The following is a 12609-nucleotide window of genomic DNA, read 5'->3' as shown; positions in this document are numbered from 1 at the left end:
AGAAAGAAAAACCAATAAGTGATGTAGGAGATGAGCTTCTGAAAGAAAGAGAAAAAGGAAGAGAAAAAGATGAGAAGATAAAGGAATTACAGGGAGAGATTGAGACATTAAAGAGGGAAAAGATAAGGGAAGAGGTCTCTTTGCTTCAAAGACAAAAGGAGACCCTGCAAAGGCTAAAGGAGCAAAAGCCAAGAACAGAGATTGATGAGCTAGGAGAGCAGAAGGAAAAGATTGAGGCATTATTGAGAATAAAGCAGAAGATGGAGGATGTTGCCGCTCTTTATGAAGAGGCAAAAAAGATAAAGGATAAGAAACAAGAGGCAATTCATAGAGAAAGCCTTGAAAAACTAAAGAAGCAAGCTGATGAGCTTGAGGAATTAAGGGCACAAACAAAGGAGCTTTCATTTTTATATAAGATAAGTAGAGACTTAGCAAATATCCTTGATGAGAATGAGCTGTTTAAGGTCTCCCTTGATGGTGCAGAGGATTATTTTGGCTATTCCCTTGCAGGATATATTATCTTAAGAAAGAAAGGGTTTAAAGGTATGGTAAAAATAATGGATTTATCTTCATCTCAAAAGATATTAGGTCTTAAAAAAAGGATGTTAAACGATTGGTTAAGGTTAAATCCTATAAGGAAAAAGGGGATAAAAAGGGTTGTTGAGCTTGAGACAATGGGAGAGAAGGGAAAGGGAAAAGAAAGAATAATTTCATACCTTTCAGCACCGATTGTTGAGAAAAAGAGGGTAATTGGCGTTCTAGCCATAGCAAGCACAAAAACATCATTCTCACCTACGTCTGGAAGGATTTTATCCATATTAACAGATCAGCTCTCAATGGCTGTTGAGAGATCAAGGCTATTCTTAAAAGAGGAGGAAATGGCAATAAAGGATGAGCTAACAGGTGTCTTTAACTTTAGGTATTTTAGGTCTTCTTTGGATAAACAATTTGAGATACACAAGAATAATAACAAACCCTTCTCTTTTATAATGCTTGATTTTGATAGATTAAAATATGTAAATGATACATTTGGACACAATCAAGGGAATAGGCTTATAAAGACCATTAGCCATATAATAGAAAAGAGTGTCAGAAAGGATGATATTGTTGGAAGGTTTGGTGGAGATGAATTTGGAATATTGCTTCCAGAGACAGAGGTTAAAATAGCTTCTGAAATTGCAGAGAGGATAAGAAAAAACATTGCAAAACACAAAATGATAATGGAAGAGGTGCCATTCTCCCTTACAGCAAGCCTTGGTGTCTCCTTTTTCCCATCCGCCAGCTCTCCTGAAGGGCTTCTAAAAATTGCCGACGAATGCCTTTACAAGGCAAAGCAAGAAGGAAGAAATAGAGTGGTGGTGGGAGATTGATGTGTTTAACTCAACTTTACAAACCACCTTGCAAACTCTTGATTTTTCAAGGAGGAATTTTCTGTTATACGCAAACAAAATTGGTTTGCGAATTTTAGCCATATTCAAAGCTAAAGTTTTCAGCAAGCAAAGTGTTCAATTCTTCTTTGTAGATTATAGCCACATTTCGTATGTGTTTAGCTAATTACTTAAGCTTTTTAACAAAAATGCCGATAAATAAAGTAAATGAACAAAGATTACAACAACCTTTTAGAGGAAATAAAAACCTCTTCTTGTCCAAACTGCAAGAGACTTTTAAGGTACGTGTTTAGCTAATATTTAAAGAAAGCAATGAAATAAGTGAGAAGTAAGAAGTAAAAGAATGAAGAATTAAGACAAAGGTTTAATAAGAAACATTTACTTCCCACTTCCTACTTCTATATAAGGTGAATGAATTATAAAGCACTTGAACACATACCATTTTATTATAAATAATATATCGGCAATTTTTAAGCTATTCTTAAGAAAAATTTTTTTCAAAGTAACGAAACTACCCATACACACACTGATATTGCCAAAAAATAAATAAATAATCCTTGACAAAAAAGGAAGTTTAGTGTATAAATTATTAAAATTTAATAATTAGGAGGTGAGATAGGTGACAAAACAAGACCTGGTGAACAAGGTAGCAGCGATAGGGCTAACAAAGAAACAAGCTGCCGAGGCAATTGATGCCGTAACAGAAGGAATTGCTGGGGCATTAAAGAAGGGAGATAAGGTTCAGCTTATCGGTTTTGGAAGTTTCTCTGTTAGAAAAAGGGCAGCAAGGACAGGAAGAAATCCTCGCACAGGGGCAGAGATAAAGCTTCCTGCAAGAAAGGTTCCCGTCTTTAAGCCAGGAGAGGCATTAAAGAAGGCGATTAAGTGAGAGGAGAAGGAAAGGGGCAATCAATTTTTATTAAAGGTTGCCCTTTTCTTATTTTTTTATGGAAAATAAGCTATTTTGGACAATAAAAGAGGCAAGCTTTATTTTAGAAATAGAACCCTATGTTTTAAGATATTGGGAATCCTGTTTTAAGGAGATAAAACCAGAAAGGACAAAAACTGGACATAGAAGGTATAGAAAGGAGGATATTGATCTCCTTAAGAAGATAAAGAGCCTGCTATACGAACAAAGATTTACAATAGATGGCGTAAAAAAATACCTAAAATCAAAAGAAAAAGAGACCCCTAATTTTATAACAGAAGTAAAACAGGAGCTAAAAGAGCTTTTAAATATATTAAAGTAATAAAACCCGGGGCGTGGCGCAGCCTGGCTAGCGCACCAGCATGGGGGGCTGGGGGTCGGCCGTTCGAATCGGCTCGCCCCGATTAAATATGAATCCAAAGGAGGTTTTAAAAATAGAGGGAGAGGCAATTCTTTCTCTTATTGAGAGGATTGATAGCTCATTCAATAAAGCAATTAAGCTTATTTTAAATTGCAAGGGAAGGGTTATTGTAAGCGGCGTTGGAAAATCTGGGCTAATAGCAGGAAAAATTGCCTCAACCCTTTCATCAACAGGAACACCTGCATTCTTTCTCCATCCAACAGAGGGTATGCATGGAGACATTGGAATGATAACAAAGGATGACCTTTTTATCATTGTCTCAAATTCAGGCTCAACTGATGAGATAAACAGGCTTATTCCAAGCATAAAGAGGTTAAAGATAAAGATTATTGCCCTATGTGGAAAAAAGGGCTCTTTTTTAGGAAAAAATGCAGATGTTTTTATAGATGTCTCTGTCCAAAAGGAGGCTTGTCCATTTGGATTTGTCCCAACATCTTCAACAACAGCGGCTCTTGCTATGGGAGATGCTTTAGCTATTGCAGTTTTAGAGAAAAAAGGCTTAACAGAAGATGAATTTAGTCTCCTTCACCCAGGGGGAAGTTTAGGAAGAAGGCTTTTGCTCAAGGTTTCCCATATTATGCATAAGAAAGATGAGATTCCCATTGTAAATAGAGATGCAGGTATAAAAGAAGCAATTATTGAAATGACAAAAAAGAGGCTTGGGATGACCATTGTTGTTGATGCCTTTCAAAAGGTTTGTGGGATAATTACAGATGGAGACCTAAGAAGGCATTTTGAAAAAGATATATTTTCTCTTAAAGCAGGCGATATTATGACAAAAAACCCAAAGACAATAGAAAGGGATGCTTTGGCAATCAAGGCATTACAAACTATGGAGGATTTTTCAATAACATCTTTGATTGTTGAAAACAAAGAAAACAAGGCAATTGGTGTTATCCATATCCACGATATTATTAAGGCAGGGATTTAAAAAATTATAATCTATTTTATATAACATTTTTGTAGGTTTTACTGTTGAAAACTGTGCCATTTCTTTATCCTAGAAACAGCCTCTTTTATTCTTTCATCAGGGCTTGCTACTGAAAATCTTATAAACCCTTCACCATATTTGCCAAAGCCAATGCCAGGGGTTGCAACAACGCCTGTATCTTTTAAAAGTTTCTCTGAAAAATCAAGGGAAGGGCCTTTAATAGAAGCCCAAAGATAAAATGTTGCCTTTGGCATATCTACCTTAAATCCGCAAGAAGAAAGACCATCTGTTAATATATCCAGCCTTCTTTTATAAACTTTCCTCATTTCATCAACAAAGCCTTCATTCTTTAAGGCAGATATTCCAGCATATTGAATTGCTCCAAATATCCCAGAATCAAGGTTTGTCTTAAGGTCAAGGAGGGATTTTATAATATCCCTGTTCCCTACGCAAAAACCAAGCCTCCATCCTGCCATATTGTATGTCTTTGAGAATGAATGAAATTCAATACCAACATCCATTCCTCCATCTATCTGTAAAAGGCTTGGAGGCTTTTCATCAAAATAAACCTCTGAATATGCAAGATCAAATAGGATAATTATATTGTTTTTCCTGGCAAAGTGGACAAGGTCTTTTAAAAAATCCAGAGAGCAAGTAGCACCTGTTGGATTATTTGGGTAATTAAGAAAAAATGCCTTGCATCCATTTGGATCAATATTATCCAGGTCTGGTAAAAATCCATTTTTGGAAAGCAATGGAACAATCCTTGGAATACCGCCAGAAAGGATCGTTGCTGATTTATAAACAGGGTATCCTGGATCTGGTGTAAGGACATAATCGCAGGGGTTGATTATGGAAAATAGGATATGGGCAATTCCCTCCTTTGAGCCAAGCAATGGCAATATCTCTTTATCAGGGTTAAGGTCTACATCAAATCTTTTTTTATACCATGAGGCAATTTCACATCTTAAGGAAGAATAGCCACTATACGGAGGGTATTGATGGGTAATTGGGTTATCTATTGCATTTTTTAAAGCAGAAATTATATATTCTGGTGTTGGTAAGTCTGGGTCTCCTATACCCAAATCAATAATATCTACTTTTGCCTCCTTCTTTAGCCTATCAATCCTTGCAAAGGGATATTCTGGAAGGCTTTTTAATCTTAAGCTTCTATCCAACAACATCTATAACCCTCCCCCTTATTCCATTAGATACCTTTTCTTCCTCTTTTTCTTCCTTCTCTTGCCTTTTTCTCCTTTTCTTTATAAGCCTTCCCCTTGTCCTTTTCTCCTCTATCTTTATTCCCTGGCCACCTTTTTCAAGGGATTGAACGCCTATTTCTTCCTCATGGATTTTTGTTTTATCAATAGATATTTGATGCTCCTGGTGAACAACGGGTTGCTGTTGATGTAGCTGTTGCTGCTGGGCTGCTAATACCTGCTGGGCTAGGGTTATCTGAATATCTGCTGGACCTGGCATTAGAGGAATAAGAAAATAAGAAAAATTATTCCAAAGGAAGCAAATAAAATATAGCTTTGGATAAGGCCTGTCTGGATATACCTTAAGATCCTTCCAGAGCCTATTGTCAAAAATCCCGTTGCATTTACAAGACCATCTATAATGTATAGGTCAAACCATCCGCTTATTGTTGCCGTAGCCTTTGTTAGAGCAATGATGCTTTTACCATATATCTCATCAATCCAATATTTGTTGGTTAAAAGATTGGAAATTATTGAAAACCTTTGGGTTATTTCTGTATTAGAAATAATCTTTCTTGCATAAATACCCCAGGAGACAAATATTCCAAAAAAAGCAAAGGAGACAGAAATGATGGTAAGGAGTATATTGGGCTCGCTATGATGATGGCTTCCCATAAATACCGAAAAAGAAGCCTCAAAAAAGCCAGATACAACAGAAAGAAAGGCAAGAATTATCATTGGAATTGTCATTGTTAAAGGAGATTCATGAGGGTGTCCTTTTTCGCTTCCACAAAAGACAACAAAGAATAACCTGGATGTATAAAGGGATGTTAAAAATACCGTAAGTATTGCAAGGACAAACAATAGGGAGCTTTTTTCGTAAGTACTAACAAGAATCATCTCCTTAGAGAAAAATCCAGACAGGGGCGGAATTCCACAAAGGGCTAAACCACCACAGACGAATGTTATCGCGGTAATTGGCATTCTCTTAAAAAGACCACCTGCATCCCAGATATTATTTGAATGGATGCTATGGATTACAGAACCTGCACATAAAAACAACAGGGCTTTAAAGAATGCATGTGTTGTAAGATGAAATGTTCCTGCTATATAGCCTCCACAACCTAATGCAAGCATCATATAGCCCAATTGCGAAAGGGTTGAATATGCTATTATTCTTTTTATGTCATTTTGTGCTATAGCAATGGTTGCAGAGAATATTGCTGTAAACCCTCCTATAGCTGCAATAATCTCCATTGCAGGTAGAGATAGAGAAAATATCCCAAATAGCCTTGCTGTAAGATATACGCCAGCCGCAACCATTGTTGCAGCATGGATTAAGGCAGATACAGGTGTAGGTCCTTCCATTGCATCTGGAAGCCAGACATGTAAGGGAAATTGGGCGCTCTTTCCAATCGCACCACAGAAGACAAGGATACAAATTAAAGTTAAAATAGAGGGTGAAATAAGCCCATTTCCAATTTGCTCTGATACCTCTTTAAAATCAAAGGTAGAGCAAAGGCTAAAGATAAGAAGGATGCCGATAAGAAAGCCAACATCGCCTATCCTTGTTGTAATAAATGCTTTTTTTCCAGCCTCTGCCGCAGAATCTTTATGATACCAAAATCCAATCAGCAAATAAGAGCATACGCCAACAAGCTCCCAAGAAATAAACATCTGGACAAAATTATTTGAAAGGACAAGAAGAAGCATTGAGAAGGAAAATAATGAAAGAAAGGCATAATACCTTGAAAATCCAGGGTCTCCCTCCATATATCCCCTTGAGTATATCTGAATAAGAAGGCTTACCAAAGAGACAACAATAAGCATTACAATTGAAAGAGGGTCTATAATTGCACCCAAAGAAATTTGGGTCTCTCCGGTTATAAACCAGGGGATTGTAAGGTTTATAGGATTTGGGTTGTTAATGAAATCAATCCCTATTTTGCAAGATAGACAAAGGGAGGAAAAAATAGCAAAAATTGAGATAAGCGAGCTTAAGGTTTTATAGCGAAGGGTTAGCAAAGAAATAATCGCAAAGGAAGCCAGAGGCAAAAGGGGAATAAGATATGCTAAATTCATAATTCAAATTTTACCAAACATAACCCATTTTGGTCAAAGGATAATTTTTGCCAAGAAAAAAAATTTACTTTTTTGCAATTTAAAATTATAATTTAAAGCAATATGGAAAAGAATGATATTAAAAGATTTAGACAAAGGCTATTAGCCATTAGAAAGGAGCACCTTAAGGAAAAGGGAAATCTTGAGGATGAGTATCTTCATAAGCAGGTGCGGGATGAGGTAGGAAATCTTTCTGTAAGCCCCCGTCACATCGCTGATGTTGCAGGTGATGAATACGAACAGGAAAAAGAAATTTTCATTATTAAGAATATCTCAAACATCATCAGAGAGATAGATGAGGCTACATTAAGGATGGATAATGGAAGCTATGGCATCTGTGAAAAATGCAAAGAGGATATACCAATAGAAAGGCTTGAAATTATCCCCTTCACAAGGCTCTGCATTAAATGCCAGGAAGGAAAGACTAAAACTTAATTTGTAGTATATGTTTAGCTATGAGTTTCCTGGCTTTTAACCATTAGCTTTAAATATACCAAAGCTTTTTCCTCATATTTAATAAGGAAGTATTATTTTTAACAACACTAGGAAAGGATATTTTCATAGGACTATGATAATTTTTTCTTAAAGTTATTTTGAAAAAATGCCGATAAATAAATAAGGAGAACAATATGGATTTTTCAAAGATAAATGGGGATATTAAACCAAAAGAGACTCCCCCAAATATTATAAAGAAAAAGGAGGAAGTTTCTATCTCTTTCTCTGATCTTTTATCTTCTCCCAAAAAAACATATATTATGCCCACATTAGGAGAAACATCAATATCCTCTGGCTATGACGAGGCAACAATCTCTGAGGGAGCAAAAACAGCATACTACCTTTCTAAAATTCTTTCTATGGTAAAAGATGTTCCTGATGTAAGGGAAGAAAAAATAAATGAGGCTATAAAATTGCTTAAAGGGGGAATAGATAGCCCAAGAATAAACAAAGGAATTGTAGAAAGAATAACCACTGTATTTTTCCCGGAATGATTAGAATTGGCGTTATTGGTGGAGAAAATCCAAAAAAAGAAATTCTTGAGACAGCCTATGAAACAGGAAAAGAAATAGCAAGGAATAATTGTATCCTTATTTGTGGAGGGCTTTCTGGGATAATGGAGGCAGCCTGCAAAGGTGCAAAAGAAGAAAATGGATTAACAATTGGGATTTTGCCAGGGATTGACCCTTCTTCTTCTAATCCATATATTGATATTCCTATTGTAACAGGCATTGGCTATGCAAGGAATATAATTGTTGTCCTATCATCTTGTGCAATTATTGCCATTGATGGAAGCTATGGAACCCTTTCTGAAATAGCCTATGGCCTTCAATTTAAAAAGCCTATTATTGGCTTATATACCTGGGATTTTTCTTATGAATTTGCAGAAATTCCGATAATCAGAGCCAATTCCCCAAAATCTGCTGTTTCAAAAGCCCTTAAGCTTCTAAAATCTTAAAAGTTGGGAAATTTCTAAAAAATAATAGACAAAAATTATCCTCTTAGGCTATACTATTTAAAAAGTGAAATCTATAGAATGTGAGTTAGGCGGAAGAAAGCTTACCATTGAAGTAAATAAGCTGGCAAAGGCCGCAGATGGGTCAGCCCTTGTAACCTATGGCGATACGGTTGTCCTTGTTACAACAACAGTAAATAGAGAAGGAAGCGGATGTGATTATTTTCCTCTGGTTGTTGATTATAGGGATAAGTATTATGCAGCAGGAAGGTTCCCTGGTGGGTTTATAAAAAGGGAGGGTGCGCCAAAGCCAGAAGAGATCCTTTCAGCAAGGCTTATTGATAGGTCAATCAGACCATTATTTGATGAAGACATTAGAAATGAGCTTTATATCTATAGCACTGTCTTATCAATAGATAATGAAAATGACCCTGATATATTAGGTATCCTCGGCGCATCTTCTGCATTAATATCAGGTTCTTTTCCATTTGATAATGGCCCTATTGCAGGGGTAAGGATTGGGAAGATAGGAACAAAGCTTATACTTAACCCTACATTTGAGGAGAGAAAAGAGGGCAAATTTGATATTGTCATTGCAGGTCGTAAGGATAAAATTACTATGATTGAGGCTGGTTGCAAGATAGTATCAGAGGATGAAATATTAGAGGCTATTGAGTTTGGAAAGGGCTATATAAATATCCTTATTGACCTCCAAAAGGAATTAAAAGAAAAGGAGAAAACAGCCATTATAAAGGAAATTCATAGTGAAGAAGTAGAAAAAAAGATAAGGGAGCTTTATTGCGAAAGAATAAAAGATAAGGCTATAGATATAGATAAGATATGGGATGAAATAAGCCCCTCCTTGGAAAATGGGACAAGAAAGGATGTAAAATATTTCTTTGAGAAGATAGAGAAGGAAATAATAAGAAAGAAAATGATTGATGAGGGCATAAGGGAAGATGGAAGATCCCTTGATGAGATACGAGAGATAAATTGCGAGGTTTCTGTCCTAAAAAGGACGCATGGCTCAGCTATATTTACAAGGGGAAAAACCCAGGCTATGGCAATAACAACACTTGGAACCACTGATGATGAGCAAATAATAGATGAAATAGAGGGAAAGTGGTTTAAAAAATTTATGCTTCACTATAATTTTCCACCGTATTCTACAGGTGAACCAAAGCAAATGAGAGCACCTGGAAGAAGGGAGATTGGACACGGTGCATTGGCAGAAAAAGCATTGATTCCTGTTATTGTAAATTCTAATTCTTTTCCGTATACAATTAGGATTGTCTCTGAGATACTGGAATCAAATGGTTCTACCTCTATGGCATCTGTCTGCTCTGGCTCTCTTTCCCTTATGGATGCAGGTGTTCCAATATTAGACCCTGTTTCTGGAATAGCAATGGGTCTTATAGAAGAGAATGGAAAAATTGCTATATTTTCAGATATAACAGGTATGGAAGACCATATAGGAGATATGGATTTTAAAACAGCAGGAACAAAGGATGGTTTAACAGCCATTCAGATGGATGTAAAGATTTTAGGCATAGATTTAGAAACAATAAAGGAAATCTTTGAGAAGGCAAAGAAAGGAAGGCTCTTTATCCTTGATAAGATGAATAGCGTCCTATCAAAGCCCTCTCCTAAAATTTCTCAATACGCACCAAAGGTTGTTGTTATAAATATAAGACAGGATAAAATTAAGGATTTAATAGGCCCTTCTGGAAAAAATATCAAAAAGATAATAGAGGTTACCCAGGCAAAAATTAAGGTAGAGGATGATGGCAAGGTTTCTATATTTCATCCTGAGCAAGAAAAGCTAAATGAAGCCCTTGATATGGTAAGATATCTTACAGAAGAGGTTGAGGTTGGAAAGGTTTATAAGGGAAAGGTAATGAGGGTGGTTAACTTTGGTGCATTTGTTGAGATTTTGCCAGGTCAAGAAGGGCTTGTCCACATATCTGAGCTGGAACATTATAGGGTAAAGGAAATTAAGGATGTTGTAAAGGAAGGGGATGAGATAAGCGTTAAGGTTATAAGCATTGATAATCAGGGAAGGATAAATCTTTCAAAGAAACAAGCAATACCAAACAATTAAAAAACATACATAATGGTTGAGAACTACCAAAAATTTGTATTAGAAAATGGTATAACCCTCATCTGTGAAAGCGTTCCCTATGTAGAATCAGCTACAATAGGTGTATGGGTAAGTTCAGGCTCTATTTTTGAGGAAGAAAGGGAAAATGGAATTTCCCATTTTATTGAACACCTTCTATTTAAAGGGACAGAAAAAAGGTCTGCAAGGGAAATATCTGAAACCATTGAAGGATTGGGTGGAGAACTAAATGGATTTACAGGAAAGGAATATTCCTGTTATTATGCAAAGCTTCCGTCCCTGCATATTGAAAAGGCAATTGAGCTCCTTTCTGATATTGTAAACAATTCGCTCCTTAAAAAAGAAGACATAGAGATGGAAAGAAATGTTATTTTAGAAGAAATTGCAAGGTATGAAGATACGCCAGATGATGAGATTCACGATTTACTAATCAAAGGAAGCCTTTCAGGTCATCCCTTAGGAAGACCAATTATTGGAAAAAAAGAGACCCTTTCTTTGATGGATAGAGATGGGATTTTAGAATTTTATACAAGGTTTTATATTCCAAAAAGGATGCTTATTAGTATTGCAGGAAACATCAATTTTGAAAAGACAAGGGAATTGGTTGCCAGGCATTTTTCAAAAGAAAAAGATAAGGATTCAGAAAAACAAATTCCAATACCTAGTATTCAATCCCATATAATCAATAAGGAAAAGGATACAGAGCAGGTTCATTTCTGCATAGGAACAAGAGGGCTTCCTGTAAGTCATGAAAAAAGGTTTGTTATAAGCATTCTTAACACAATATTGGGTGGTGGAATGAGCTCAAGGCTATTCTACGAGATACGGGAAAAAAGGGGTCTTGCTTATGCTATTTATTCCTATCCCCAGTCATTCAGGGATTGTGGGCTTTTCGCTGTATATTGTGGAACCTCTACAAAGAATTATAAAAAGGCAATTTCCCTTATTATGGATGAATTCAAAAAGATAAAGATAGAAGAGGTAAAAGAAAAAGAGCTTAATAAGGTAAAGGAGCAAATAAAAGGGGCTTTTCTTTTAAGCTTGGAGAATACAGCAAATAGGATGGAAAGATTGGCAAAGCAGGAGGCATATTTTAAGAGGCAATTTTCGGTGGACGAGATAATGAAAATGATTGATTTAGTATCTTCAAAAGACATTCAGGATTTGGCAAATAGCATCTTTTTACCATCGCAATATTCCTTTGCATTTATTGGCCCCATTAAGAAGGAAGAGCTTTCATTAGATGAAAACATTTTTTGAGGTTATTTCCCTTCCAATATTTTTAGCACCATTTTTGTCGTGGATAATAGCCCAGGTAATAAAATCCTTTATTTATACGATAAAGCATCACAAATTTAATGCAAGAACCCTATTTAGAACAGGTGGAATGCCAAGCAGCCATTCAGGAGGCTCTGTTGCCTTAACAGTTGCAATTGGAAGGACAAGTGGTTGGACATCTCCTTTGTTTATTATAGCCCTTGTCTTTACATTTATCATTATGAACGATGCGGCATCTGTAAGGAGGTCGTCTGGACAACAGGCAAGGATTTTGAATAAAATGATAGAGGATGGAAGGATAGATATGGAAAGGGTAAAGGAATTTTTAGGACATAGCCCAATTGAGGTTATTGCTGGCGGAATTCTTGGCGTAATTGTTGCAATTCTTTTAACATGAAGGCACAGGAACAGAAGACAGGATAGAAATAGAGAGAAGGGATGAGTGAGGAGGGAGGAAAATTTTGAACTCAAGGATTATTTTGACTTTTGAATTTTTATACGGAGGTGATGCCAAATGAAGGCAACGATTGAGAAGGGTAAAATAAACCTTCCAAAGGAGATATTTGAACAATATCTTTTAGAAGAATAACTTTAGAGCTAAATATTCAGTAACCTTCACAGGCTGTGATTCAGGAATATCCTCTATAATTTGTAACTATTCACCCTATAGGGAAATAAGGAATGTATATGTTTAGATAATGTTAAGGAAAATAATGAAGCCAAAGAATAAAAATCCCAATGTCCAAATCCCAATGACAAATGAAATCCCAATGT

At 36.1% G+C, this 12609-nt stretch carries 13 protein-coding genes and 1 tRNA gene; 11 read left to right on the top strand and 3 right to left on the bottom strand.

From position 1 onward, the window contains the following. The 5 genes from AB1630_06250 to AB1630_06230 all read left to right on the top strand — a co-directional run. A partial coding sequence (locus AB1630_06250; protein MEW6103401.1) for a diguanylate cyclase occupies positions 1-1370 on the top strand: 1370 nt, incomplete at its 5' end. 637 nt (positions 1371-2007) lie between these two features. Continuing rightward, on the top strand, positions 2008-2277 hold the full coding sequence (locus AB1630_06245) for an HU family DNA-binding protein (GenBank protein ID MEW6103400.1): 270 nt from the start codon (positions 2008-2010) through the stop codon (positions 2275-2277). Between the two features lie 58 nt (positions 2278-2335). Next, on the top strand, positions 2336-2638 hold the full coding sequence (locus AB1630_06240) for a MerR family transcriptional regulator (GenBank protein MEW6103399.1): 303 nt from the start codon (positions 2336-2338) through the stop codon (positions 2636-2638). 7 nt (positions 2639-2645) lie between these two features. Beyond that, positions 2646-2720, top strand: a tRNA-Pro gene (locus AB1630_06235). Positions 2721-2726: 6 nt separating this feature from the next. Next, a complete protein-coding gene (locus tag AB1630_06230) occupies positions 2727-3668 on the top strand; it encodes a KpsF/GutQ family sugar-phosphate isomerase (GenBank protein MEW6103398.1) in 942 nt (313 codons plus the stop codon). Positions 3669-3706: 38 nt separating this feature from the next. Here AB1630_06230 and AB1630_06225 read toward each other — a convergent pair whose 3' ends face one another. The 3 genes from AB1630_06225 to nuoL are packed head-to-tail and all read right to left on the bottom strand — an operon-like array spanning position 3707 to position 6949. Beyond that, positions 3707-4852, bottom strand: a complete 1146-nt coding sequence (locus AB1630_06225) for an LL-diaminopimelate aminotransferase (GenBank protein MEW6103397.1) — start codon at positions 4850-4852, stop codon at positions 3707-3709. Beyond that, on the bottom strand, positions 4839-5147 hold the full coding sequence (locus AB1630_06220) for a hypothetical protein (protein MEW6103396.1): 309 nt from the start codon (positions 5145-5147) through the stop codon (positions 4839-4841). Before AB1630_06220 ends, AB1630_06225 begins: the two co-directional genes overlap by 14 nt. After that, positions 5147-6949, bottom strand: coding sequence for an NADH-quinone oxidoreductase subunit L (gene nuoL, locus AB1630_06215; GenBank protein MEW6103395.1), 1803 nt, complete (start codon positions 6947-6949; stop codon positions 5147-5149). The genes AB1630_06220 and nuoL overlap by 1 nt, the downstream gene beginning before the upstream one ends. A gap of 102 nt (positions 6950-7051) precedes the next feature. On the opposite strand from nuoL, the gene AB1630_06210 reads away from it, so the two are divergent. The 6 genes from AB1630_06210 to AB1630_06185 all read left to right on the top strand — a co-directional run bounded on the left by AB1630_06210 (position 7052) and on the right by AB1630_06185 (position 12232). Beyond that, complete coding sequence (locus tag AB1630_06210) at positions 7052-7423, top strand: TraR/DksA C4-type zinc finger protein (GenBank protein MEW6103394.1); 372 nt, start codon at positions 7052-7054, stop codon at positions 7421-7423. Between the two features lie 194 nt (positions 7424-7617). Continuing rightward, positions 7618-7977 (top strand): flagellar biosynthesis anti-sigma factor FlgM, encoded by a 360-nt coding sequence (locus tag AB1630_06205; GenBank protein ID MEW6103393.1) that lies wholly within the window; start codon positions 7618-7620, stop codon positions 7975-7977. Continuing rightward, positions 7974-8441: a TIGR00725 family protein gene (locus tag AB1630_06200; protein ID MEW6103392.1), complete on the top strand. Its 468-nt coding sequence runs from the start codon at positions 7974-7976 to the stop codon at positions 8439-8441. The genes AB1630_06205 and AB1630_06200 overlap by 4 nt, the downstream gene beginning before the upstream one ends. A 64-nt stretch (positions 8442-8505) precedes the next feature. Continuing rightward, a complete protein-coding gene (locus AB1630_06195) occupies positions 8506-10539 on the top strand; it encodes a polyribonucleotide nucleotidyltransferase (GenBank protein ID MEW6103391.1) in 2034 nt (677 codons plus the stop codon). 12 nt (positions 10540-10551) lie between these two features. Beyond that, positions 10552-11817, top strand: coding sequence for a pitrilysin family protein (locus tag AB1630_06190; GenBank protein ID MEW6103390.1), 1266 nt, complete (start codon positions 10552-10554; stop codon positions 11815-11817). Next, positions 11801-12232: a divergent PAP2 family protein gene (locus tag AB1630_06185; protein MEW6103389.1), complete on the top strand. Its 432-nt coding sequence runs from the start codon at positions 11801-11803 to the stop codon at positions 12230-12232. Before AB1630_06190 ends, AB1630_06185 begins: the two co-directional genes overlap by 17 nt. The last annotated feature ends 377 nt before the right edge of the window (positions 12233-12609 follow it).

The sequence above is a fragment of the bacterium genome (assembly GCA_040753555.1).
In the GTDB taxonomy this organism is placed as follows: domain Bacteria; phylum UBA9089; class UBA9088; order UBA9088; family UBA9088; genus JBFLYE01.
The sequence above is the reverse complement of the archived record's forward strand: the minus strand, read 5'-3'. Positions and strand labels throughout refer to the sequence as shown.